The 24,850-nt window shown below is 59.0% G+C and carries 22 protein-coding genes; 15 read left to right on the forward strand and 7 right to left on the reverse strand.

Annotation, left to right across the window (positions count from 1 at the left end; all coding sequences use genetic code 11):
- Nucleotides 1–316: 316 nt before the first annotated feature.
- Complete coding sequence (locus DHN55_RS01450) at nucleotides 317–1,612, forward strand: lytic murein transglycosylase (protein ID WP_337659787.1); 1,296 nt, start codon at nucleotides 317–319, stop codon at nucleotides 1,610–1,612.
- On the opposite strand, the gene DHN55_RS01455 is transcribed toward DHN55_RS01450, so the two are convergent.
- Nucleotides 1,593–2,708 (reverse strand): hypothetical protein, encoded by a 1,116-nt coding sequence (locus DHN55_RS01455; protein WP_108879635.1) that lies wholly within the window; start codon nucleotides 2,706–2,708, stop codon nucleotides 1,593–1,595. The two genes, DHN55_RS01450 and DHN55_RS01455, sit on opposite strands and share 20 nt — an antisense overlap.
- Before the next feature lie 320 nt (nucleotides 2,709–3,028).
- Complete coding sequence (locus DHN55_RS01460; RefSeq protein ID WP_108879636.1) at nucleotides 3,029–4,702, reverse strand: 4Fe-4S dicluster domain-containing protein; 1,674 nt, start codon at nucleotides 4,700–4,702, stop codon at nucleotides 3,029–3,031.
- Nucleotides 4,703–4,904: 202 nt separating this feature from the next.
- Here DHN55_RS01460 and DHN55_RS01465 point away from each other — a divergent pair, with 202 nt between their 5' ends.
- The 3 genes from DHN55_RS01465 to DHN55_RS01475 all read left to right on the forward strand — a co-directional run bounded on the left by DHN55_RS01465 (nucleotide 4,905) and on the right by DHN55_RS01475 (nucleotide 7,772).
- The gene (locus DHN55_RS01465) at nucleotides 4,905–5,801 is read left to right on the forward strand and encodes a uracil-DNA glycosylase (RefSeq protein WP_337659788.1); all 897 of its coding nucleotides are present in this window, start codon (nucleotides 4,905–4,907) and stop codon (nucleotides 5,799–5,801) included.
- 93 nt (nucleotides 5,802–5,894) lie between these two features.
- Nucleotides 5,895–6,443, forward strand: coding sequence for a molybdenum cofactor biosynthesis protein B (gene moaB / locus DHN55_RS01470; protein WP_108879637.1), 549 nt, complete (start codon nucleotides 5,895–5,897; stop codon nucleotides 6,441–6,443).
- 339 nt (nucleotides 6,444–6,782) lie between these two features.
- The gene (locus DHN55_RS01475) at nucleotides 6,783–7,772 is read left to right on the forward strand and encodes an MBL fold metallo-hydrolase (RefSeq protein ID WP_108879638.1); all 990 of its coding nucleotides are present in this window, start codon (nucleotides 6,783–6,785) and stop codon (nucleotides 7,770–7,772) included.
- 10 nt (nucleotides 7,773–7,782) lie between these two features.
- Here DHN55_RS01475 and DHN55_RS01480 read toward each other — a convergent pair whose 3' ends face one another.
- Together DHN55_RS01480 and DHN55_RS01485 are read right to left on the reverse strand one after the other, a co-directional pair.
- Nucleotides 7,783–8,379 (reverse strand): TIGR04282 family arsenosugar biosynthesis glycosyltransferase, encoded by a 597-nt coding sequence (locus DHN55_RS01480; protein WP_108879639.1) that lies wholly within the window; start codon nucleotides 8,377–8,379, stop codon nucleotides 7,783–7,785.
- Nucleotides 8,376–9,041 carry a TIGR04283 family arsenosugar biosynthesis glycosyltransferase gene (locus DHN55_RS01485; protein WP_337659789.1) on the reverse strand — a complete coding sequence of 222 codons (666 nt, stop codon included), beginning with the start codon at nucleotides 9,039–9,041 and terminating at the stop codon, nucleotides 8,376–8,378. The genes DHN55_RS01480 and DHN55_RS01485 overlap by 4 nt, the downstream gene beginning before the upstream one ends.
- Before the next feature lie 101 nt (nucleotides 9,042–9,142).
- Here DHN55_RS01485 and DHN55_RS01490 point away from each other — a divergent pair, with 101 nt between their 5' ends.
- Nucleotides 9,143–10,273 (forward strand): PA0069 family radical SAM protein, encoded by a 1,131-nt coding sequence (locus DHN55_RS01490; protein ID WP_108879641.1) that lies wholly within the window; start codon nucleotides 9,143–9,145, stop codon nucleotides 10,271–10,273.
- Between the two features lie 259 nt (nucleotides 10,274–10,532).
- Here the strand turns inward: DHN55_RS01490 and DHN55_RS01495 are convergent, their stop codons facing one another.
- The gene (locus DHN55_RS01495) at nucleotides 10,533–11,555 is read right to left on the reverse strand and encodes a permease (RefSeq protein WP_108879642.1); all 1,023 of its coding nucleotides are present in this window, start codon (nucleotides 11,553–11,555) and stop codon (nucleotides 10,533–10,535) included.
- A gap of 96 nt (nucleotides 11,556–11,651) precedes the next feature.
- Between DHN55_RS01495 and DHN55_RS01500 the strand changes: the two genes are divergently transcribed.
- Entirely contained in the window at nucleotides 11,652–12,506 is an 855-nt protein-coding gene (locus DHN55_RS01500; protein WP_108879643.1) for a LysR substrate-binding domain-containing protein, read from the forward strand.
- A gap of 91 nt (nucleotides 12,507–12,597) precedes the next feature.
- Nucleotides 12,598–13,530, forward strand: a complete 933-nt coding sequence (locus DHN55_RS01505; protein WP_108879644.1) for an AEC family transporter — start codon at nucleotides 12,598–12,600, stop codon at nucleotides 13,528–13,530.
- Between the two features lie 11 nt (nucleotides 13,531–13,541).
- Here the strand turns inward: DHN55_RS01505 and DHN55_RS01510 are convergent, their stop codons facing one another.
- Nucleotides 13,542–14,483 (reverse strand): EamA family transporter, encoded by a 942-nt coding sequence (locus DHN55_RS01510; protein ID WP_108879645.1) that lies wholly within the window; start codon nucleotides 14,481–14,483, stop codon nucleotides 13,542–13,544.
- Between the two features lie 155 nt (nucleotides 14,484–14,638).
- Here DHN55_RS01510 and DHN55_RS01515 point away from each other — a divergent pair, with 155 nt between their 5' ends.
- From DHN55_RS01515 to DHN55_RS01530, 4 genes are all read left to right on the forward strand, one after another.
- The gene (locus tag DHN55_RS01515; RefSeq protein ID WP_108881642.1) at nucleotides 14,639–15,274 is read left to right on the forward strand and encodes a ribonuclease HII; all 636 of its coding nucleotides are present in this window, start codon (nucleotides 14,639–14,641) and stop codon (nucleotides 15,272–15,274) included.
- A gap of 157 nt (nucleotides 15,275–15,431) precedes the next feature.
- Nucleotides 15,432–16,538 carry a DNA methyltransferase gene (locus DHN55_RS01520; RefSeq protein WP_108879646.1) on the forward strand — a complete coding sequence of 369 codons (1,107 nt, stop codon included), beginning with the start codon at nucleotides 15,432–15,434 and terminating at the stop codon, nucleotides 16,536–16,538.
- A gap of 3 nt (nucleotides 16,539–16,541) precedes the next feature.
- Complete coding sequence (locus tag DHN55_RS01525; RefSeq protein ID WP_108879647.1) at nucleotides 16,542–17,036, forward strand: arsinothricin resistance N-acetyltransferase ArsN1 family A; 495 nt, start codon at nucleotides 16,542–16,544, stop codon at nucleotides 17,034–17,036.
- A 278-nt stretch (nucleotides 17,037–17,314) separates the two neighbouring features.
- The gene (locus DHN55_RS01530; protein WP_337659790.1) at nucleotides 17,315–18,115 is read left to right on the forward strand and encodes a sulfotransferase family protein; all 801 of its coding nucleotides are present in this window, start codon (nucleotides 17,315–17,317) and stop codon (nucleotides 18,113–18,115) included.
- A 50-nt stretch (nucleotides 18,116–18,165) separates the two neighbouring features.
- On the opposite strand, the gene mutY is transcribed toward DHN55_RS01530, so the two are convergent.
- Nucleotides 18,166–19,239 carry an A/G-specific adenine glycosylase gene (gene mutY / locus DHN55_RS01535; protein ID WP_108881643.1) on the reverse strand — a complete coding sequence of 358 codons (1,074 nt, stop codon included), beginning with the start codon at nucleotides 19,237–19,239 and terminating at the stop codon, nucleotides 18,166–18,168.
- A gap of 107 nt (nucleotides 19,240–19,346) precedes the next feature.
- Between mutY and DHN55_RS01540 the strand changes: the two genes are divergently transcribed.
- The 4 genes from DHN55_RS01540 (at nucleotide 19,347) to DHN55_RS01555 (ending at nucleotide 24,764) form a co-directional block, all read left to right on the forward strand.
- Nucleotides 19,347–19,841, forward strand: coding sequence for a DciA family protein (locus DHN55_RS01540; protein WP_108879649.1), 495 nt, complete (start codon nucleotides 19,347–19,349; stop codon nucleotides 19,839–19,841).
- Between the two features lie 84 nt (nucleotides 19,842–19,925).
- Nucleotides 19,926–20,570, forward strand: a complete 645-nt coding sequence (locus tag DHN55_RS01545) for a thioredoxin domain-containing protein (protein ID WP_108879650.1) — start codon at nucleotides 19,926–19,928, stop codon at nucleotides 20,568–20,570.
- A gap of 162 nt (nucleotides 20,571–20,732) precedes the next feature.
- The gene (gene smc, locus DHN55_RS01550; protein ID WP_108879651.1) at nucleotides 20,733–24,188 is read left to right on the forward strand and encodes a chromosome segregation protein SMC; all 3,456 of its coding nucleotides are present in this window, start codon (nucleotides 20,733–20,735) and stop codon (nucleotides 24,186–24,188) included.
- A gap of 219 nt (nucleotides 24,189–24,407) precedes the next feature.
- On the forward strand, nucleotides 24,408–24,764 hold the full coding sequence (locus tag DHN55_RS01555) for an AtpZ/AtpI family protein (RefSeq protein ID WP_108879652.1): 357 nt from the start codon (nucleotides 24,408–24,410) through the stop codon (nucleotides 24,762–24,764).
- Nucleotides 24,765–24,850 lie beyond the last annotated feature (86 nt).

Below are 24,850 nucleotides of genomic sequence, written 5' to 3' on the forward strand. Positions count from 1 at the left end.
AACACAAATGCTGCACCCAGGGTCCTGATGGTCAATGTCATGTTTGCCTTGTCCGATCTTCGGAAAAATTGTTTGCGCTGCAGAAGCTGCCCCTGAAAGACCGCCAAACTATAACGCATCACTGATACAGTGCAATGTGATGGTTTTTGGACCGAACCGCAAGCTACACACGGTCACAGATGTGCTATTGCAACCGGTAACCGCCGCGAGTGCCGGCACGAATGAAAGTTCACGCGATCGCGTACCGGCCGGCGCAGTTGCAAAATCTGCAGCCAGCGCCTTGAAAGCGCAATCTGCCACCCGCATCATGCCCGGCATGAAAAACCAACTGATTCGAATTCACAAACGTTATCGCATCACCGGAGCTGCCCTTGTGTGCGCTGTGTCGGTTCTGTCGGGCTCTGTGGACGGCAATGCGCTGGAAGTGTCGGCAAGTTACCGGAAAAATGCGGAAAAAGCCTTTGACGGATTTCTGCAAAGCCTGTGGCCAGAGGCTCGGCAACGCGGCGTTTCACGCAAGGTTTTCGATGCGTCGGTAAGACGGATGTCCCTGCAGTGGAAAATCCCGGACCTGGCGCCACCGAAGATTGCTGGCGAACAACCGGCCGCTTCGCGCAAACGCCAGGCAGAGTTTGGTTCGCCCGGCAGGTATTTCAGAGACAAGTCCCTCAACCAGCTGGCTCAAATCGGGCGCAGGAACATCCGCAAATACGCATCGACCTTTGCCCGGATTGAAAAGACCAGCGGGGTTCCCAAAGAGGTCGTCGCCGCCATCTGGGGCCGGGAAACTGCCTTTTCCGGCGCAAAAATCCCGCACAGCGCAATGTCGGTGCTGGCGACGCAAGCCTTTCTCGGGCGCAGGCCGGATTTCTTCCGACCGGAACTTCTGGCCATCATGGAGATTGCCCAGCGCGGCGTCGTGCCGGTGTCGCAGTTGAAAAGTTCATGGGCAGGCGCGATGGGCCATACCCAGATGCTGCCTGGGCTGTACCTGAAATATGCCACTGACGGCGATGGTGACGGCAAATCGGATATCTGGAATTCAATTCCGGACGCGCTGGCCACCACGGCAACATTTTTGAAAGCAAGCGGCTGGAAGCCGGGCCTGAGCTGGGCGTACGAGGTCGAACAGTCGAGAGTGCTGGACTGCACGCTGGAAGGACCTGATGAGGGCAGGCCGGCGGCAGACTGGATTGCCGCGGGAGCCAAAAGGGTAGCCGGCCGCAAATGGCCTTCCCGGCTCAACAGTGTCAAAAGCTATGTCATCATGCCCGCAGGCCGGTTCGGCCCCGCGTTCATTGCCACTGACAATTACTACGCGATCAAGAACTACAATGAATCCGATCTCTATGTGCTGTATGTCGGCAACCTGGCGGACCGGATTTCAGGCGGCGGAGCCTTCAAGACCGGATGGCGCAAGGTCGATACGTTCACCCGCCCGGCCATGAAGAAGGTTCAGTCCAGGATGGTGGCACTGGGCTACAATGTCGGTGACAGCATTGACGGACTGATCGGTTTCCGCACCCGCACGGCCACCGGCATGCACCAGAAAAAACTGGGCATGGCAGTGGATTGCTGGCCAAACAGGCCGTTTATTGGGCGGTTGAAGTAACCTTCTGCTTGATGACCGAAACACCCGTCGCGCGAATTGCGGTGACCCGTTTCTCAATCGCGGGACGGTAATTGTCGGAAATTGCCGCGCGCATGCGTTCAGCCTGTGCGGACGGGCTGTGCGGGTAGACGGCAAACAGGCGTTTGAAAAAGGCCCTTGTGTTGCCGCTGCATTCCAGCAGCACATTGTCCACAACCGCATCAACAGGCTGGTTCGACTGCGGCGCGGTACGGTCGGCGGCATCGCGGTAACAGGAAAACATTTCTTCCTTGGCGAGTTCCAGTTCGGCTTCCACGCTGATCGGGTCGGGCTGCGCCTGGACCGAGGGCACCAGAGAGGCGGTTGTCGGCTCGGCGGCCTGGGTGGCAGGTGCCACTGCAGGCACAGCCGGCGTGGCCGCGGCGGCAGCCAGCTTCTGTTCTTCCCGCACCTTCAGGACAGCTTTGCGTACGGCCGGCACGAAGGTCGATCCGGTCAGCTCCTTGGCGATCTTGCGTGATTTTCTGGTCCCGAACCTTGAGGCGAGGACTTTCGACATGGAGGAAAACGACTTGTCGCATTCCCGCTTGATGGACCGTGCCACAACGGACCGCAGGTTCAGCTTGGGAATTTTCTGGGCGCGGCTGCGGGCATAGGCCGAAATACAGTCGCGGAACGCAAACACCTTCGGGTTTCCGCTGTCACGCCACCACTTGGCTTCGCTCACACGTGACTTTTTCTTCCGGCGCTTGCGGGACGAGGTCCGTTTCTTGCGCTTGACAGGCTTAAGTGCCGGCTGGGCGGCCTGCAATTGCCGCGGTCCCGGTCGCGTCGCGGGTTGTTGCACCTGCTGCTGGGCCTGAGCCGGTTGCGCACCACCCGGTGCAGTCGGCTGGGCGATATTGATGGTGCGCCCACCTACCGAGTTAATCGTCTGCCTGGCCGGAATCTCGTTGATCCCGGTTGGCTTGGTACCGGTGAAAACCTGTATACCACGCGGTTTCACCGTATTGATCCGCTCGTCACTGGAGCGTTCAATGCTTTCTGCCCATGCGCCTGTCGTGCCTGCAAGACAGGCAATTGTCATAATCGCAATGGCTGAGATTTTGTAATTCATATAAAGGGCTCCCTTTTGGCTCCCCGACATCCGTTCAGCATGACTAACAAACAGGCAACAAAATGACGCCAATTTGACCAACTCAATCAATTCTTTAGCTGCTTCGAAACAGCACAGAAAATGCCTTTGCAAACATCATGCCGAAAACATTAATCCATGGCTGGACAAGCGTCCTTGACGGCGATCAATCCCGGCGGAACACATTACCTTTCGGCAGGTGCGGCAAAAAACCGTAAACCTGTTTTATTCCAGAGTGTTAGAGAAGTTTCAGGTGTTCGTATACACTGAGTTTCCAGTGTCGACCCGACGCCTGAGTCTGGCTACATGTTGGGGTAATTCGGTCCTTCACCACCTTGCGGCACTGTCCAGTTGATATTCTGTGCCGGGTCCTTGATGTCGCAGGTCTTGCAGTGCACGCAGTTCTGGAAATTGATCTGGAACTTGTCGCTGCCGCCTTCATCCTTGACGATTTCGTACACGCCTGCAGGACAGTAGCGCTGCGCCGGTTCTGCATAATCGGGCAGGTTGCGGCTCACCGGTATCGATGCATCCTTAAGGTGCAGGTGTGCCGCCTGGTTCTCATCATGATTGGTCGCCGAGTAGGCCACATTGGTCAACCTGTCGAATGACAGCACACCGTCGGGCCTGGGATACTCGATCTCAGGGTAATCGGCCGCCTTGCCGGTTGAATCCGCATCGTTCTTTTCATGTTTCATGGTGCCCAGGAACGAGAACCCGAACAGCTGATTGGTCCACATGTCCAACCCGCCAACGGCAAGCCCGCCGAGCAGGCCGAGTTTCGACCACAGCGGCTTGACATTGCGCACTTTCTTGAGGTCTTCGGCAATGGGAGACTTGTCCCAGGCCGCCTGGTACCCGGTCAGTTCGTCGCCTTCGCGGCCGGCCGCGATGGCAGCGGCAGCCGCATCGGCAGCCAGCATGCCGGACAGCATGGCGTTATGGGAGCCCTTGATGCGGGGCACATTCACCATCCCGGCAGAACATCCGATGAGGCAACCGCCCGGAAACGCCAATTTCGGCACCGACTGGTAACCGCCTTCGGTAATGGCGCGCGCGCCATAGGCAACACGGCGGCCACCTGCCAGCACATCGGCAATCATCGGGTGATGCTTGAAGCGCTGAAACTCCATGTAAGGGAACAGGTGCGGGTTCTTGTAGTTGAGATGCACCACGAAACCGATCGAAACCAGATTGTCTTCCAGGTGGTACATGAACGAACCACCACCGGTCTTGGTGTCAAGCGGCCAGCCCATTGTGTGGGTGACCTGGCCGGGCTTGTGGTTTTCCGGCTTGATTTCCCACAGTTCTTTCATGCCAAGGCCGAATTTCTGCGGGCTCTTGCCTTCCGACAGGTTGAACTTGTCGATCAGCACCTTGGCCAGCGATCCACGCACACCCTCACCGATCATGACATATTTGCCATGCAGTTCCATGCCGGGTTCGTAGTCCGGGCCGGGCTTGCCGTCCTTGCCGAGGCCGAAGACACCGGCAACGACACCCTTGACCGAGCCGTCGTCGCGGTAAACCAGATCGGAACAGGCAAAGCCCGGGTAGATCTCGACACCAAGGCCTTCTGCCTGTTCGGCAAGCCAGCGGCACACATTGCCCAGCGACACGGCATAATTGCCATGATTGTTCATCAGCGGCGGCATCATGAAGTTCGGCAGGCGCAGGGCCCCTGAATGGCCAAGCATGTAGAAGCGGTCTTCCTTGACCTCTGTCTTCAGCGGAGCGCCCTTTTCCTTCCAGTCAGGGATCAGTTCATTCAGGGCAACCGGATCGATCACCGCCCCGGACAGGATGTGTGCGCCGACCTCGGAGCCTTTTTCCAGCACGCAGACCGAAATCTCTGTTCCGGCCTTTTCCGCCAACTGCTTGAGGCGAATGGCGGCCGACAGACCTGCAGGGCCCGCGCCGACAATCACGACATCAAACTCCATGGATTCGCGTTCCACTGCTGCTGCCTCATTCATGTGCCTGATAACTCCCGAATTCAAAGGCCACTAGATCAGTATGGTTTTTGATTGCTTCAATCAAAAACCATAAAACTGATCGTTTCTAAAGTGCTAGAGCAACTTTATGGGTTCAGTTGAACCCATGTCGCTCTAGTCCGTTTCCGGTGTTATAGTGAACTTGTTGAAAGACGCAATCTGTTCCTGAAAGGACATTTGCAACGTGGTTGAGGACGCTGAAAGCACACAAATACCATCTGCACGTGCCGCAGCCGCGGCCGCCCTGCAATGGTATGCCCATATGGGCGTCGACGAGGCGATCGGTGATGTTTGCGTGGACGGGTTTGCCCGGTCTGCCGAACTGGCGGCGCGCAGAGCGTCTGCCCCTGCCCGGACAGAGGTTGATTCCGGTGGCGGAACGCGCGCGCCGCTCAACAGGCCCGCTGCTCCTGCCAGCCAGGCACCGCGGCCGGTTCCGCGGCAACCGGCAGCCGCGCCATCCATGGCGATGGACGAAGTCGAGCAACTTGCCCAGTCCTGCAACAGCCTCGACGAACTGGCCCGCACACTGGATGAGTTTGACGCCTGCCCGTTGAAACGCACGGCGACGCAGCTTTGCTTTGCCGACGGTTTGCCGGGTGCACATGTGATGATCATAGGCGAGGCACCGGGACGCGACGAGGACGAACAGGGCCGCCCGTTCGTCGGCAAGTCTGGACAGTTGCTGGACAAGATGCTGGCCTGCATAGATCTCGACCGGACCAGCGATGATCCGGCAAAATCGGCGTTTGTCAGCAATATCGTGTTCTGGAGGCCGCCGGGAAACCGTAAACCGTCGACATCGGAAGTGACCATGTGCCTGCCGTTCGTCAGGCGCGCAATCGAGCTGGCGAAACCGCGCATCGTCATTGCCGCAGGTGCCACTCCGGCCCAGGCCCTGCTGGAAGCACCGACCGGCATTACCCGCATGAGGGGAACCTGGAAAACCATTGCCACCGGCAATGGCGAGGTAGATGTCATGCCGACGCTGCATCCGTCTTATCTGCTGCGGTCTCCGGAAGCCAAAAGGTTTGCATGGCGCGACCTGCTTGCGGTAAAGGCAAAGCTGCTGGCCATGTAGAATTTGTAACTTTGAACATCAGAATAATGTGTGAAACTAGCATCTTAAGGATGCAGGAGATTTCGATGAATTTTCACGATTGGTGGCACGTCCATGTCGAAAATTGACAAAACCAGGCCGTTCATCCCGGTTCGGATTGCAGTTCTGACAATATCCGACACACGTACCCTGGACGACGATAAATCCGGCAACACACTGTCTCAGCTGTTGGCCGATGCAGGCCATGACCTGTCCGCACGGGCAATCTGCAAGGACGACATCCGCGCCATCCGCACGACTTTGCGGAAATGGTTCAAGCGCAGCGATACCGATGCGATTATCACCACCGGCGGCACCGGACTGACGGGCCGCGACGTCACCATCGAGGCGGTCCGGCCGCTGCTCGACAAGGAAGCCGACGGCTTTGCCACGGTGTTTCACATGATGTCATTCGGCAAGATCGGCACATCGACAGTGCAGTCGCGCACCATGGCCGGCATTGCGGCGGGCAAATACGTGTTCTGCCTGCCCGGATCACCGGGGGCGTGCAGGGACGGCTGGAACGAGATCTTGTCCAAGCAACTGGATTACCGGCACATGCCGTGCAATTTCGTGGAAATCATGCCGCGGCTGGACGAGCATCTGCAGCGCAGCAAGGGGTGAAAGAGTGAACAACATTGCTCGGCAGTTGCTGCTTGTCTTATTCCGCTCACGCAAGCAGCCCGCGGCTGCACTCCGCTAGGGTGCACTTCGTGCGTCGGCCCGTCGGCCCTGCCTCGGCACATACCGCGCTTCGGAAGAGGTTCATCACGACGGTCGTTCTGGGTCGGAGAACGGCCTGAGCGAAGCGAAGAAAGCAGTTCGACCACTAACAAGCAGCGCCATTATGTGAATTCAACTCAACTGAATGTGATCTGTCCCGCCATATCATCGTTATACGGTGCATGCATGCTCCCACAGAGTATGCCTTCCTAAATCCTCAACAAAACAGGGGTAAGACCGATGACCAATTCCAATATTTCCCGGCGAAACGTTCTTGCAGGGGCAGCGGTTGCCACTGCCGCTGCACCATTTGCAGGTTCGCTCGCGGTATCTCCGGCAGCCGCAAAGGCGCCGATGGCCAAGGTGGACCATCCGACCCACCGCCGTTTCAAGCTTGGCGAGTTTGACGTCACCACCATCAATGACGGCGCCATCAACCTGGAAAATCCGCAAGGCATTTTCGGCACCAACGCGTCAAAGGAAGATTTTGAAGCCCAGGCAAAAGCCAACTTCCTGCCCACCGACAAGCTGCAGATCGGCTTTACACCGGTGATCATCAATACCGGCAGCGAGCTGGTGCTGTTCGACACCGGTAATGGCGAGGCCCGTATGCCGGCTGCCGGCCAGCTGATCCACTCCACGTTGCAAGCTGCAGGCTATACGGCTGACCAGGTCGACAAGGTGGTTATCACCCACTACCACCCGGACCATATCGGCGGGCTGATGATGGGCGGCAAGCCGACCTTCGCCAATGCAACCTATGTGGCAAGTGCTACCGAACATGATTTCTGGTCAGCGCCGGACCGCATGTCCGGCGGCACGGGACGCGTCGCCAAGCTGACCGCCAGCAATGTCACCCCGCTGGCTGAGAAGATGACATTCGTGAAAGACGGCGATGACGTCGCAGCAGGCATTCGCGCCATGGCGACCAATGGTCATACGCCCGGCCATACGGCATATTCCATCGAAAGCGCCGGCAAGCGCATCATCGTGGCCGGTGACTTCGCCAACCAACCGGCACTGTCGATCGCAAAGCCCGACTGGCATGTGAAATTCGACATGGACAAGGACGCAGCTGTTGCCACGCGCAAGAAGATGCTGGACATGCTGGCTGCCGACCGGGTGCCGTTCACCAGTTACCACATGCCGTTCCCGGCAGTGGGATACATCGATAAAACCGCTGACGGCGGCTATCACTACGTACCGGTGAGCTACCAGCTCGACGTTTAACGTCCGGTTTTTATCGGCCACGCAACCAGTTGCGATAGCTTGCAGCGTCATCGACGTCTGCGAGCTGTCGCAACAGCTTTACCGAGCCACCTTCGAGATTTGTCATGGTGTCTGCCAGTGCGTGCTCGCTTGACCAGCGCACATTGTCGAACATCTGCAGCACCGTGCGCCTGCGGGACTGGCCGACGAGCCAGTAACCGCCGTCCGGCGCGGGCCCGAATACCGCATCATGACGCCCGAGCTGATGAAAGGCATTTGCGATGTCAGCGCGTTCAATGTTGGGAATGTCGCTGCCGATGATCACCACCGGACCGGTGGGCAGCGTATTGAACATGCGCTGCATGCGGTCGCCGAGATCGCCGGTTCCCTGGTCGACCAGATGGACATCTTGCGGCCAGACACGGGCATTGAGTTCATGCACGCCCGATACGGCGATCCAGGTCTGCCAGCGCGGGTCACGTGCCAGCGTGTTGAGGGTTTCCGCCAGCATGACGCGATAGGCCCGGGTTGCCTCCATGGCGCCAATACCCGCGCCGAGCCTCGTCTTGACCCGGCCGATGCGAGGCTGCTTGGCCATGACCAGCAGGTGTTGGGGCCGCGGGCTCATTTGTAAAATCGCCTGATGCGCTCGGGCGACACGCCGACCGACCACATGGCAAGGCAGGTCAGATTGCGGATGATGCGTGCGGCATACCCATCGCGGACATAGCGTTCAGCACTGGTGATGGCGGGAACGTCCAGATAGGCCAGACGCGACCTGCCGATGCGGCTGACCAGGTCGACATCCTCCATCAGGGGCAGCGGGCGAAAGCCGCCGGCCTCTTCATAAAGGCTGCGTGACACCAGCAGGCCCTGGTCGCCATACGGCATGGCAAACACCCGGCAGCGCAGGACAACAAGCTTTTCGAGAATTCTTGCCTTGATACTCGCATCATCCATTTCAAAGCGAAACACTGCGGCCTTGCGGCTTCCTGCCATGTGAGCGCGAACCGCCCGGGCCCAACCCTTGCCGAGCACAGTGTCTGCATGCAGGAACAGCAACCAGTCGCCCGTTGCCGCTGTCGCACCGTGCGCCATCTGAACCCCTCGCCCCGATTGTCCCCGCAACAACACAGCGTCGAACTCGCTGACATCAGGCGCCGTCACGGACCCGCCGTCAGCGACGATGATTTCAGCGATACCCGCCTCATCCCTGCCTGCGGCCAGACAGGCAAGCGTGCGCGGCAGACTGGCATTGGCGTTGCGGGTTGGAATGATGACCGACAGCATGATGGCCGGACAATAACGTCCGCATGATTGAGTTGGAACATGTGATTTTCATGTTTTTTGTTCTTGTTATGTTCTATTTTCTGATATAGCATTCCCCAATCATGAACGTATACCCCAATCCCTCCCGGCTTGACCTGTCCAGCGCGCCCGCAACAGCGCCTGCAATACCGCAGGTCAAGGCGCGCGGACGTGGTGTCGGCAGTAATTCAAGCGGACGCTTTGAAGCCTTCAAGCGATCAGGCATCGATGATGGCTGGTACCGTGAAGATGAAGACCTGCCGGTCCTGAAAACCCATGTAACGGAAGAGGCTGCGCGCTCCATCATTGCCCGCAACATTTCGCCGGATATCTCGTTTGACCGTTCTATCAACCCCTATCGCGGTTGCGAGCATGGCTGTTCTTACTGTTATGCTCGGCCCAGTCACGCCTATATGGGCCTGTCTGCCGGGCTCGACTTCGAGAGCCGGCTGTTTGCCAAGACCAATGCGGTCGAGTTGCTGCACAAGGAACTGGGCGCAAAGGGCTATGAGCCGGCGACCATTGCCCTGGGTGCGAATACCGACCCTTACCAGCCGGTTGAGCGGCAGTACCGTCTGACCCGCGAAATCCTGAAAATGCTGAACGAGTGCAATCACCCGGTCGGCATTGTCACAAAGTCCGCGCTGGTGACCCGCGACATCGATATTCTGAAACCCATGGCCGAGAAAGGCCTGGTCAAGGTTGCCGTGTCGATCACCACGCTGGACCACAAGCTCTCGCGCCAGATGGAACCACGCGCCTCTACACCGGGCAGAAGGCTGCAGGCACTTGAGCTTCTGTCGGCTGCGGGTATTCCCACTGTCGTCATGACGGCGCCCGTCATTCCGGCGATCAACGACATGGCAATCGAGAAACTTCTCGGCGCGGCACAGGCCGCGGGTGCGAGCGAGGCAGGCTATGTGCTGCTGCGCCTGCCGCATGAGTTGAAAGACCTGTTTTGCGAGTGGCTGGAGCGTGAATTTCCCGACCGGGCAAAACACGTGATGAACCTTGTGCGCGACATTCGCGGCGGCCGCGACAATGATCCCGAATTCGGCGCGCGCATGACCGGTCGCGGACCCTATGCCTGGCAGATCGGGCGGCGGTTTGAACTGGCCTGCAAGCGACTGGGCCTGAACAAGGTGAAACTGAAACTGCGCGCCGACCTGTTTGAACGGCCCATTCAGCCGGGAGAACAGCTGTCGCTGCTCTAGAGCCTATTACACCTGAATATATGCGTTTGATGGCATCAAATCAGTTCATTCGGCTAGGCGCAAAACGAAGCGCGATGCGGAGCATCGGGCAAGGTTTGCAACAACGCAGATGGACTGATTTGGTTCACCGAAGGCCGGTTTTCTGCGCTCACTGGACAGCGTTACGCCTCCCTTGTGGTCACCAGACCAAGGCGGGAGCCGTGCCTTGCCAGCAAACGCAGAAAACCGGTCAAATGCCTATATTCAGGTGTAAAAGGCTCTAGACCACCCAGTCGAAGGCATATCCGGCAGCCAGGGATCCGGACAGCGCCAGCACGAGATAGAGAACAAACGGCTTGAGCCTGAGCACCGGGAAGATGGCCATTGCCCCCCAGATGCTGACCACGCCGCCGGAAACCAGAAAGGCCATGGCAGCGCCCGGTGACATGCCGTGATCCATGAGCCCGCGCGTCAGCGGCAGGGCGGCATAGCCGTCCAGATAAGCAGGCGCGCCGACAAATACCGCAAACGGTATCGCCCACCATACGTCACTGCCGACATAGGCGGACAGCGCATCCGGCTGCAAAACCGCGTTCAGGGCATATTCGGCTGCAAACGCCGGGATGAGGCAAATCAGGATCAGCCTGGTCGTCGCGGCGAAGTTTTCACGAAAAATATCCTTGCGCTGCCGGTCTTTCCAGATGCGGGCATCAAACGGCAGGGCAGCGCCGCAATTGCGCTGCGACAGTTTCCCGACGATCCGGTTGCTGCGCAAGGAGACCATCGCCCAGTCGCGCCGGGCAAAGACCGAGGTGATGGCACCGCCCCACAATCCGAGACCAAAGGCAGCCACGGTCTTGCCGACCGCAAACCCGACACCCAGGGTCGCCGCGGTCGTTGCCAGCATGGCCGGGTCGGTCACCGGCGACGACAACCAGAATGCCATGACCGGGGCCAGCGGCACCCCGGCGGCCAGCAATCCGGCCATCAGCGGCAATACGGTCACGCCGCAAACAGGCGTAATCGCGCCGATCGCCGATGCCGCAACAATGGAATAGAGTATGCGCCCTTCAAAAACCCCTGCGATATGACTGCCCGCGCCGCTGGCCATGATCCAGGCCGCAAGTAGAATGCCGGGAATGACGATCGGCGCCACCACCACAAGGCCCCAGACTACAAATCCAGCCATTTCCAGCAGGGTTTGCGGCCATAACAGAGCGAAAGCCAGGCCACACACCGCCGCCAGACCCAGCAGAAACTTCAGTGAGGTGGGACGTTTGGCCGTTTGACTGTGGTCAGACATGAACTGTGCTCCGTCTTTCAAGGACTGCTTGGAAAATGCGCTTGAATGGGCCATATGTAAAACGGGTAATACAAAACTCAGCTATGAGAATTTCCGATGGATCAATTGAACAGTGAACTGTTGCGCACCTTCCTGGCGGTGGCCGAGACCGGCAGCATGACGGAAGGCGCTGCCCGCATTTTCAGGTCGCAGTCGGCAGCCAGCCTGCAGATCAGGAAGCTGGAGGAATTGCTCGGCCAACCGGTTTTTGACCGGCACGGGCGCGGTGTCGCCCTGACGGCCACCGGTGAGAGGCTGCTGCCCATCGCGCACGACGTCACCCGCACCCTGTCGTCCGCCATGCGCGAACTGACATCGGACGGCCTGCGCGGTAAACTGCGCCTCGGCATACCGGACGACCAAAACCAGCAGATGTTGTCCCAGATCATCAGCGAGTTTGCCCAGTCCCATCCCCAGGTCGAACTCGAAGTGTCATGCGCACTGAGCGCCGGATTTCCCGGCGCCCTTGCGTCCGGCGATCTTGATATTGCCGTCTACGAAGTCGAGCAACCCGGCAGTGAGCACGAGATACTGCGGGAGGAACAGACCTTCTGGATGATGTCGCGACACCATGACCTGCTGCAGCGCGACCCGCTGCCGGTTGCGCTGTTTGACCGTGAGTGCTGGTGGCGGGATGCGGCACTTGCAGCGCTGCACGGCTCAGGACGCCGGTTCCGGATTGTCTATTCCAGCCAGAGTGTCACAGGCGTCTCCGCTGCCATCGAGGCGGGCGTCGCAATCGGGCTTTTGGGACAATCATCGCTGACCGGCAACCTGACATGCCTGGGACAAGAGCACGGCTTTGCCGGCATGCCGACATCAAAGCTTGTCCTTGGCACCCGGGGCGGTGGCGATGATGCGCCCATGCGGGCGATGAAATCGGCAATCCGGCAGGCGTTTTCCACGGCATGACCCACGCGTCGCCTCAAGCCTAGCCAACATGACCGTATTCATCGTATTGCTGGTCTGACAACCTTTCACGCTGCGAAGAAAAGGCCATTAAGTGGGCAGTACAACCATCAACATCGTACTGCCGCTGTTCGGCATTCTGCTGGCCGGGTATTTCGCCGGCCGTTCCGGCCTGTTCGGAGACACCAGCAGTGCTGTCCTGAACCGCTTTGTGTTCGTGGTTTCGCTGCCTGCCCTGGTCTTCGTTTCCCTGTCCCGGGTCACGGTGGACCAGTTCTTCAACTGGCCGTTCCTGGGCACCCTGGGCGGCGGCATGCTGGCGACATTCCTCATCTCCATGGCGGTAGCCCGGGTGGTGTTTCCCGGCGGCCTGGCGCAACTTGGCCTGCACGGGCTGACCGCGATGTACTCCAGCACCGGGTATATCGGGTTGCCAATCCTGCTGATCGCATACGGCAATGAAGCACTGGTTCCCGGCATCATCGGTGCAGTGATCACCGGAGCCGTGTTCCTGCCGCTTGCGATCATTCTTGTCGAAATCGGCAATGCTGACAAGGGCCGGGCCTTCAGCCTGGCACCGCTTATCAATGTAGCACGCACGCCTGTATTCATGGCAACCGCGGCGGGCCTGCTGGTATCGGCTTCGGGCTTTGAACTTCCCAAACCCGTCGGGATGTTCTGTGACCTTCTGGGTGGCGCATTCACCCCGTGTGCCCTGTTTTCGGCAGGGCTGTTCATGGTCGGATGTTCCGTCAAAGGCGATGGCCGGGAGATCGGCTGGCTGGTCATGATGAAGCTGGCCATCCATCCGCTCATCACCTGGTGGCTGGCCTATCACGTATTTGAGCTGGACGGCATACTGCCTGCGGTCGCGGTCTTACAGGCGGCTTTGCCCAGTGGCGTGCCGGTTTTCGTGCTGGCCCAGCAATACGGAATCTTCGTTGCCCGCGCCAACGCTGTCGTGGTGATTTCGACGGTGTTGTCGGTTGTGACACTGTCGGTTCTGCTTGGCGTGCTGGTTGCATGAACGCGGCCGGGTCAGGATCGCTTCCTGCCGGTAAACGTGGCACCGATGGCAGCGGACATGACCGCGGCAGCAGCAAGCAGACCGCGCGCCTCGATGGCTTCGCTGAGCAGCATGGCGCCAACTATCATGGCCACAACGGGTTCAATCGCCAGGATGATGCCATGCCTGCGCAGCGGCATGGTTTTCAGGGCTTCAAACTCCAGAACCGTTGGTATGGTCGTTGACAGAACCGCGACGCCCAGCACAAGCAGCAGCACAGTAGGTGCGACCTGAAGAATGTCAGCGTTGACAACGGCCAAAGGTGTCAGCATCAGGGCTGCTACAATCATTGCCGGCGACAGACCGCTGCCGCCCGGGAAAATACGTCCGACCCGGACACTCAGAAGAATGAAGGCGGCCCAGGCACACCCGGTGATGGCCGCAAACAGAACGCCCCACGGGTCCAGCCCGCTGCCTATGTCCGGTGTGAGCAAGGCAAGACCAAGCCCGGCAAGCGCAATCCACAGAAAGTCAACCGGCCGCCTGGAACTGAAAACCGCCACCGCGAGCGGTCCCATAAACTCGATCGTTACTGCGGTACCCAGGGGAATGCGGGCAATTGCATGGAAGAAGCACAGGTTCTGGATGGCAATGACGCAGCCAAACAGCACAATGAGCCCGGCATTCCTGCGCAATGTCGCGTCGAACACCGGCGGGGCTGCGACCGCCACCAGAAGCGCGCCGAACGCCACTCTCAGAAACACGGTGCCGCTTGGCCCCAGTGTCGAGAACAGATGAATTGCCAGCACGGAGCCGAGTTGCACTGAAATAATTGCCAGCAGCAGCAGGCCCGTCGGCGGGATCGTGCCGAGTACCCGCGACATGGTGCGGGTCAGGGACTTCCAGTCCGGCGGACCTGGAAAACCGCAACTGGAAACGGTTGCTCCAGCCAGTGCCTGTCGAGTGTCTGTCATCGGTTACGGTTCCCGCCCACTGTGAGTTCCTGCAGGAACCAGCAGACCATGAAATGCGAGAACCTGGCAACGCTGCATCGTCAGAATGCCGGCTGGCGGCCTGGCCGGGGCAAACAGCTATCGCATCTGCGGCCGCATTCGCTATGATCACGGCAATGGCGATTCGATCAGCAATACAACCTGACTTCATTCTTGAACGTGCTGCGCTTGACGGCGGCGCGCGTCATGTCGCCGGCGTGGATGAAGCCGGCCGTGGCCCGCTTGCCGGTCCGGTGGTGGCGGCTGCGGTCATCCTCAATCCCGGTCATGTTCCCGACGGCCTGAACGACAGCAAAAAGCTTTCCGAACCGGCCCGCGATGCCCTGTTTGCGGAAATCCTGGCAACGGCGGATATCGGGGTCGGCGTGGCCGATGTTGCCCGCATCGACGAGATGAACATCTTGTGGGCAACCATGTGGGCCATGAGCGAAGCAATCGGTGACCTCGAGCAGCAACCCGACCTGGCACTGATCGACGGTAACCGGTGCCCGAAACTCGACTGCCGCGCCGACGCAATCGTCAAAGGCGATGCAAAGTCCATGTCCATCGCGGCGGCATCGATTGTCGCCAAGGTCACGCGCGACCGGATCATGGCGACGCTTGACCGGCAACTGCCCGAATACGGCTTTGCCCGCCACAAGGGCTATGGCACGGCATTTCACCTTGAAATGCTGAAAGCTCACGGGGCTACACCACACCATCGCAACTCGTTTGCACCGGTACGCAAGGTGCTCGCCACAGCAGCGCGTTAACCATTCATTAAGAATTTGATTCACCTCGGAGTCCGGGTGATTCAACATGTGCCTCAAGCCATGAAGGCAAGACGCAAAAGACGTCTGCCTCCGGGTGGCGGGCATGCGTAAAAACGCCCGTTTGTCAGTGATGCGTCAAAACAGGTTATGCGTACAAATGGGTATTGCCACAAAGCCGGACATTGCGCCGCTTCTGAACTCGATTCTGGCGGGCGACTGCCTCGAGGAGCTTCGGAAAATTCCATCTGAAAGTGTGGATGTGGTCTTTGCCGACCCGCCCTACAACCTGCAGCTCGGCGGCGGTCTTACCCGTCCGGATCAAAGCAAGGTGGACGGCGTCGACGACGCCTGGGACAAGTTCTCCTCGTTTGCAGCCTATGACGAGTTTTCGCGCGAATGGATGGCGCAGTGCCGCCGCATCCTCAAGCCCACCGGCACCATCTGGATTATCGGTTCCTACCACAACATCTTTCGTGTCGGCACGGTGATGCAGGACCTGGGTTTCTGGATCCTCAACGATATTGTGTGGCGCAAGACCAACCCGATGCCGAACTTTCGCGGCACCCGGTTCACCAATGCACACGAGACCATGATCTGGGCGTCGAGGTCGGAAGACCAGAAAACCTACACGTTCAACTATGAAGCGCTGAAGTCATTCAATGACGACCTGCAGATGCGCTCCGACTGGCTGCTGCCCATCTGCAACGGCAGTGAGCGCATCAAGGGCAGCGACGGGCGCAAGGCACACCCGACGCAGAAACCGGAAAGCCTGCTGCACCGGGTCATCCTGGCGTCGACAAAGCCCGGCGATGTCATCCTCGATCCGTTCTTCGGCACCGGCACGACCGGCGCGGTCGCCAAGCGGCTCGGCCGTCATTTCATCGGCATTGAGCGCGACGAAGCCTACATCGCAGTTGCCCAGCAGCGCGTGGCAGCCATCGAAACCGGCGACGATGAAGTGCTGAAAGTGTCCACCGGCAAAAAGGGTCAACCGCGCATTCCGTTCGGATCGCTTGTTGAACGCGGCCTGCTCAATCCGGGCGACACGCTGTTTGATCCGGCACAGCGCAATGCAGCCCGCATCCGGGCCGACGGCTCACTGGTGTGCAAGGACGCCACCGGGTCCATCCACAAGATGGGCGCGCATGTCATGGGAGCAGAAGCCTGCAATGGCTGGACATTCTGGCATTTCCGCAAGTCCGGCAAGATGATGCCGATCGACGTGCTGCGCCAGAAAGTGCGGGCCGAGATGAAATCGGCCTGAGCCATGGGCATCACGGTGCGCGCAGCAGTTCCCGACGACGCGCCCGGCATCTGTATTGTCTATAATCAGGGTATCGAGGATCGCGTCGCCACTTTCGAGACGCAGACGCGCACGCCGGATGATATCGCCCACTGGTTCGGCGACGATGCCTATCCTGTGCTCGTTGCGGACGAAGGCGGCCGGGTTCTTGGCTTCGCCTCGACCAGCGCCTACGGCACGAGGGAATGCTATGCAGGCATCCGGGAATTTTCCATCTATGTGCACCGCGAGGCAAAACGGCGCGGCATTGCGCGCATGCTGCTCATCGCCCTGTTCGACGTTGCTGCCAAAGCGGGATGCTGGAAGATCACATCGCGGATTTTTCCGGAAAACACGGCCAGCCTGGAACTGTGCAAATCACTGGGTTTCCGGGTTGTTGGAACCCATGTCCGCCACGCCAGGCTTGATGGCGAATGGCGCGATGTAGTGACGGTCGAACGCTTGCTGGATCAGGACTAGAGGACCTGTCACCGATTATGCAATGACGCGACCTGAACTGACATGTCCCAGGTCCGAGGCAAACGTCAGCGAGACCTGATGTCCAACAACGGCGACACAGCTGCCTTGACCAAAAATCACCGCTACCGGAGAGCATGATCCCTATGGATCAAGCCCCCGCCATGCACTACGGTCAATCTTGATCGCTTAACTGGGGACTGCTCGAATCCGGGCATCATGCAATGACGAATATGGGCAAGTACCGAGGCCGGATCGAACGGGTCATAACCATGTCCTACATGCATGTACTGACCCGGTTTCCGTCCGTTAAGAAATTTGAAAACAAGCTGGTCCAGTCCTACATCGGTCTACTGAGCAAGCGGCGGGAGAAACAGTGGCAGGAACGGGCCCTTCCCGATTTCATTATCATCGGCGGTATGAAATGCGGTACTTCCAGCCTGTTCAAGTACCTCAATCAGCACCCTCAGCTTTTCAGCTCCGACTATAAGGAAGTCAGATATTTTTCCCATGACGAGCATTTTTCAAGAGGTGAAAAATGGTACAGAATTCACTTTCCCCTGGCACAAGACATCCCTGAAAACTCTCTGATTTTCGAAGCATCTCCGGACTATCTGTTTTATCCAAGAGCCGCGGAACGAATGGCAAGCCTGCTTCCAGATATCAAACTGATTGCACTGCTCAGAAATCCGACTGAACGGGCGATATCGCATTATTTTCACGACCTGAAGAAAGGCAGGAAGCAGGGCGAAATCTTCAACACCATAAAAAATGACAGGGAAATATACAAACTCAAGGGAGCATACAAAATGCAGCTCGAACGATACTACAAGTTGTTCCCGGCTGATAACATAATGATAATCAACAGTGAAAATTTCTTTGAAGACCCCGTCAAAACGCTAAAGGAGATATGCCTGTTTCTTGATGTTGATCCGGACGTCGAGATCAGCGATTTATCGCCGCAACAAGTCGGATTCAACCGGGAGCCTGTTGATGCCGCCGTGTATGATTATCTGAACGGTTACTACAAGCCGTTCAATCAGGCTCTGTTCGATTTTATCGGCAAGACGTTCAAATGGTGACAGTGAACTGAGGCTGCGCGCCGCCGGGATGAGCCGAGGCTGCACGACACCTAACCCCTCCTGAAAACATCCGCCCCCAACATGGCCACAGCCACCTTCTTCATGGCCGTGGGCAGGGCTTCTGTTGCCAGTTCGTGGGCACCCACCCAGCGCCAGTCTCCGTCATGGGCCGGCAGGTCATCGAAGACCTCGTCGGTCTCATGCAGGTCCAGCACCAGATGGAAATGGGTAAATGTGTGCTCGACCTGCTTTTGCGTCGTCACCCATCCCGATACATAAGGCGGGGCGAGGTCGGAATTGCCCTTGCCCGTGGCCCAGCCGGAAGACGGAAATTCCAGCATGCCGCCGAGCAGGCCCTTTTCCTCTCGCCGGCGCATCAGCACCGCCCCATCCGCACGTTCGGCCCAGAAGATGCACGCATTGCGAACAGGGCGCTGTTTCTTCGGCGCCTTGACCGGCAGGGTTTCCGCGATGCCCAGTTCACGGGCGCGGCATGCAGTCATCCACGGACAGATCAGGCAATTGGGGTTTTTGGGCGTGCAGATGGTTGCGCCCAGATCCATCAGCGCCTGGGCAAAGTCGCCCGGTCGGCCCGCAGGCACCAGTTTCAGCGTATGCGCCTTGATCTCTGGCTTTGCAGCGGGCAGCGGGGTCTCGATTGCATGCAGCCGCGACATCACCCGTTCCACATTGCCGTCAACGGCGGCAGCGGAGCGGTCAAAGGCAATCGCTGCGACAGCGGCGGCAGTATACGGTCCGACGCCCGGCAGCTCGAGCAGGTCCTGTTCGGTGTCGGGAAACCAGCCGCCGTGGTCTGCTACAACGGCCTTGGCACAAGCATGCAGGTTGCGCGCGCGGGCATAGTAGCCAAGGCCGGCCCATTCGCGCAGCACATCATCAAGCTCGGCCAGCGCCAGGTCCGTTACGGTCGGCCAGCGCGTGGTGAAGGAAATGAAGTATTTGCCGACTGTGGCAACAGTTGTCTGTTGCAGCATGATTTCCGACATCCAGACCTTGTAGGGGTCAGCCGTTTCGCCCGGTTTCGCCCGCCAGGGCAGCGCGCGGGCATGGGCGTCGTACCAGTCAAGCAAACGCTGTGGCAGCTGCTCAATTCGGCTGGCCATGTTGTCATCATTAACTTCTTGCAACATAACGGACATGTGAAATCTTATGACCTTTCTTGGCGTATCATTCAGGACAGGTTCATGGACGCAAGATCAAAATGTAAGATATGAAAAGCCTTGATCATCATTTCCGGCACATTACGCGCCCTGCCTTTGAGCAGTACGGGTTTGCCCATGGCGACCTGGTGGCGCAATGGACCGCCATTGTCGGTGACAACGTGGCCGAACGGTGTTCGCCGGAACGCATGGTGTGGCCAAAGGGGCGCGACAAGGCGCAGCGCCAGACAGAAGGCGCGACCCTTACGGTGCGCGCAGATCACGGAGCCGGGCTGGCGCTGAGTTACGAGACATCAGCGATTATTGACCGGATCAATGGATTTTTCGGCTATTACGCGGTCGAAAAGATAAAAATCGTGCAAGGTACGCGGGCCAATCGCGGCAGGTCCCCTGTCACAGAAGTTGCCGAGCCGACACCGGCCGTCATCGAAAACGTTCAGCAGAAAACCGGCGCTGTAGAAGACACCGATCTCAAGGCAGCGCTTACCCGGCTGGGCAACGCGGCTCTGGCAAATGCCGCAGCCAGGGCCAAACAGGCCCGGTAAATTGAAAACCCAAATCAAGAAAGTTCTCCACAGCCGGATTTCCGGCTCGCCACAAACCCCAACATCTAGTAGGTAGAAGTCATTATGAAACTAAATCGACGCACATTCAGCCAGTCCCTGGCGCTTTCAGCCATAGCAGCAACCGCCACAGGTGCGTTTTCCGCCGGGGCGTTTGCACAGAGCTTTTCGCCGGCTGACCTGCACTCAGCACCGGCTATCGGGGACAAGACACTGGGCCCGGATGATGCCAGCGTGATTGTCGTTGAATATGCCTCGGCCACGTGCCCGCACTGTGCCGCTTTCCATAACGGCACATTCAAGGAGCTCAAGTCGGAATTCATCGATACCGGCAAGATCAAGTTCATTTCCCGCGAATTTCCGCTTGATGACCTGGCCCTTGCAGGCTTCATGGTTGCGCGCTGCGTGCCGGACGACAAGTATTTCGGCATGCTTGACCTGATCTATGAGCAGCAAAGAACCTGGGCCGGCCAGAATGCGCGGACTGAATTGCTGAAAATGGCCAAGCTTGCGGGCCTCAGCGAGGCGGATTTTGACGCCTGCCTGAAAAACGAAGATCTGGCAAAAGGCATTCTTGCCATTCGCAAGGATGGTGCGGAGAAGTTTGATGTCAAGGCGACACCAACCTTCTATGTGAACGGCAAAAAGCTGGAAGGAAACCGCGACATTGCGGGATTCCGCAAGGCAATCGAGGCGGCAGCTTCTTCCTGACGCCCGGTTGATACCCGGATTTTACCGGGGAAAAACTGGCAGGTTGAGACTTCCCCTTGCAGACGAATCAGGCTGAACCGGCCAAGAATCACTCTTTACCCATGGGGCATGGGCATTTTGTGAGGCCGGTTCCGGTCATTTTAGTGAGGGGTGAGGTCGCCGATGAAGTTCTCTAAGCTGCGGCTGTCGGGCTTCAAATCATTTGTTGAGCCAACCGAGCTGGAAATCCGGCCCGGGCTGACCGGCGTTGTCGGGCCGAACGGCTGCGGCAAATCCAACCTGCTAGAAGCATTGCGCTGGGTGATGGGCGAAAGCTCATACAAGAACATGCGCGGCTCCGGCATGGAGGACGTGATTTTCTCAGGCACCTCCAGCAGGCCCTCGCGCAACATGGCCGAGGTCATGCTGACGCTTGACAATGAAGACCATGACGCACCGCCTTCGTTCAACGCGTTTGACCAACTGGAAATCTCGCGTCGCATCGAGCGTGATGCAGGCTCCGCCTACCGCATAAACGGCAAGGACGTGCGGGCCCGCGATGTGCAGTTGCTGTTCGCCGATGCCTCGACAGGCTCACGCTCGCCTGCACTGGTGCGGCAGGGCCAGATCGGCGAGATCATCTCATCGAAACCGCAGGCACGACGCCGAATTCTGGAAGAAGCAGCCGGCATCACCGGCCTGCACACCCGACGCCATGAAGCCGAACTCAAGCTGAAAGCCGCCGAAACCAACCTTGAAAGGCTGGAAGACGTGCTGGCGCAACTTGAAAACCAGTTGCAGAGCCTGAAACGCCAGGCCCGGCAGGCCGTGCGCTACAAGGAACTGTCATCAGAGATCAGGCGGCTGGAAGCAACCGGCCTGTACCTGGCCTGGAAAGACGCCCGGGCCGCGGTCGAGGCTGAAAACAACAACCTGTCGCAATTGACCCGTGTGCTTGGCGAACAGACGCGCGCGGTATCCGAAATGACCCGCATGCGCGATGAGGCCTCCGAAACCCTGCCGAAACTGCGTGAGAATGAGGCGGTGCGGGCGGCGGTCCTGCAGCGGATTACGCTGGAACTGGAAGGTCTTGAACGCGAGGAAAAACAATCACTCGAACGCCGCGCCGAAATCGAAGGCCGTATAGAACAGATCAACCGGGACCTGACCCGCGAAAAGGAACTGCTTGGCGACACCGACGGTGTCATGAAGCGGCTGGCGGATGAACAGGAAGTCCTTGAAGGTGCGGCTGCCAATGACGGTGATGCCAGGGCAGATGCCGCAAAGGCTCTGCAGGCAGAAGCGGAAAAACTCGCCCAGGCGCAGGCAGGCGCAGACGAAGCCAATGGACGATTGTCCGAACTGGTGGCGCGCCACAATGCGATTGCACGCCAGATTGGCGAACTTGAAGCACGCATCGCCCGTGATGAAGCAGACCTTGCCGGAACCCGCGAAAAACACACCTTGATTGTCGCTGAAACCGGCGGCGATGACGCCACTGCGAGCCTGAGCGGGTCGATAGACGCCGCAATCGCTCATGCGGCATCGTGTGAAACAGCCGCCACAACCGCGGAACAGACACTGCAGACGGCCCGCACCACGCAGACCGAAGTCCACCAGACCTATGACGAGGCAAGGCGCAAGTCCGAAAGCCTGACAACGGAAGTACGCACACTCACCAAGTTGCTGCACGTGGCAGATGACGAACTGTGGCCGCCCCTGATCGACGCGCTGAAAGTGGATGCCGGCTATGAGACCGCGCTGGGCGCAGCGCTCGGTGACGATATCGATGCGCCTGCCGATGAAGCGGCTCCGGTTCACTGGCGTGCGCTGCCGTCACTGGACAACGTGCCGCCCCTGCCTGCAGGCCTGAAACGTTTGTCTGATGTAGTCAAAGCGCCGACCGCCCTGGCCCGCCGGCTGCAGCTTGTCGCCGTTGTCGGCAAGACGGACGGCGCCAGACTCCAGGCCAGCCTGGCCCCCGGCCAGCGGCTCGTGTCGGTTGAAGGCGACCTGTGGCGCTGGGACGGTTACACCGCTGCTGCGGATGCGCCAACCGCTGCCGCCAAGCGGCTGGCGGAACGCAACCGGCTTGGCGTGCTGCAGGAAGAAAGTGCCACCGCGTCGGCTGCAACCGAAACGGTCAGGGCCCAGCTGGAAGAAGCGCGTGAAACCGTCAAGACATCAGAACAGGCCGAGCGTGCCGGCCGCCAGGCATGGCGCGAAGCGACAGCTGCCGTTGAGATGGCCCGTAAAGCCTTGTCAGAACATGAGAAAGTGACCGGCGAGAAGTTGCGACAGGCCTCCGTCCTGGAAGAAACCGCCAAACGTATCGAAAGCCAGATTGCAGAATCACGCACATCGCTCGAACAGGTCACGGCGGAAAAATCCGGCCTGGCTCCAACTGACGGCGCTGAAGAGGAATTGCGCACGCTGCGCGGTGGCGTCGACACTCAGCGCGCTGCCTACACCGAAGCCCGAGCTACCCATGACGGGCTGGAGCGCGAAGCCAGGACCCGCACCGAGCGTCTGGCAGCGATCGGCCAGGAGCGCACCCAGTGGACGGATCGCGCCAAGCGGGCCAGCGGGCAGATCGAAGAACTGGAAGGCCGGGCGACATCGTTGCGCAATGACCTTGCGTCGCTTGCCGACCTGCCGGAACAGTTTGAAACCAAGCGCACCAAGCTGATGAATGCGTCAAGCGAGGCTGAAACCGAACGCAAGACCGCTGCCGACCTGCTGGCGGAAGCCGAAAACAACCTGCGCACCCGGGATCAGGCCTTACGTGAAGCAAGCGATGCGCACGGCAAGACCCGTGAGGAACACGCCCGTGTCGGCGCCCGTTCCGAAGCGGCGGAAGCCCGTGTGGAAGAGGCGACCCAGCGCATCACCGAAGCCCTTGAATGCGAGCCGGAGGAAGTCTCCCAGCGGGCCGGGCTTGACCTGGAAAACATGCCGTCGAGCGAGGACACCGAGCGCAAGCTGTCGACACTGAAAGACCAGCGTGAACGCCTCGGCGGGGTTAACCTGCGCGCCGAGGACGAAGCGGCTGAAATCTCCACCCAGGTGGAAACCATGATCACCGAGCGCGACGACCTGGTTCAGGCCATCGGCAAGCTGCGCCACGGTATTTCAAGCCTGAACAGGGAAGGCCGCACCCGGCTGCTGGAAGCCTTTGACCGGGTCAATGCCAATTTCAGCTCGCTGTTCGAAACCCTGTTCGGCGGCGGCAAGGCGGAACTGAAGCTGGTCGAATCGGATGATCCGCTCGAGGCGGGCCTTGAACTGGTTGCCAACCCGCCCGGCAAAAAGCCGACGGTTCTGTCGCTGCTGTCAGGCGGCGAGCAGGCGTTGACGGCAATGGCGCTGATTTTCGCCGTGTTCATGACCAATCCTTCGCCGATCTGCGTGCTCGACGAAGTCGATGCACCGCTTGATGACCATAATGTCGAGCGTTTCTGCAATCTGCTTGACGCCATGCTGGAACGTACCGATACGCGGTTCCTGATCATTACCCATCACAGCCTGACAATGGCACGCATGAACCGGCTGTTTGGTGTTACCATGATGGAACGCGGTGTCAGCCAGCTGGTATCGGTTGACCTTGAAACCGCGGAAAGCCTTCGCGAGGCCAGCTGACCCTGACATTGCGGGTTTGAACCGCTACACTGGTTTCATGGCAACACCTGCCAAAGGCGAATTGCCGCACACCATGTCGTCACAAAAAAACACAATATTATCATATGCTTATGCCCCACACACCGAACTTGACACCTGATAGGCCCAAACCTATTATCCGGCCCGGTTTTAGGGGTTTTGTGGTCCTGAAACTGCCTCAATACCTTCAGGAGCGGGTGCATGGGCGGCGATAACAACAAATCATCGCCCGAGCGACTTGAGAAACTTGGAGACCGTCTGAAAAAAGCGCAAGTCTCTGTTGATGCGCGCAACAGGCCCAGGCAACGGCAGTCCAACGCGCTTGGATTTGCCTTCCGGATTACCACGGAGCTGGTTGCAGCCGTGGCCGTCGGGGTTGCAATCGGGTGGGGTCTCGACAAATGGCTGGACAGCAAGCCGTGGTTTCTCATCGTGTTCTTCTTTCTGGGTGTTGCTGCCGGCGTCATGAACGTCTATAGGATCACGCAATCCACTGGTGGTGACGGGCCTGTTCCAAAGTCCAAACTGCCGTCGGTAATCGAGGACGACGACGATTGATGCAATTGCCCGGCGTTTGGGACCGGAAGCATTGATCGGGTCAGCAGATTGATAAAGGGGCTGGATTCGTGGCCAGTAATACCTCA

Origin of the sequence: Anderseniella sp. Alg231-50 (assembly GCF_900149695.1) — a bacterium.
In the GTDB taxonomy this organism is placed as follows: domain Bacteria; phylum Pseudomonadota; class Alphaproteobacteria; order Rhizobiales; family Aestuariivirgaceae; genus Anderseniella.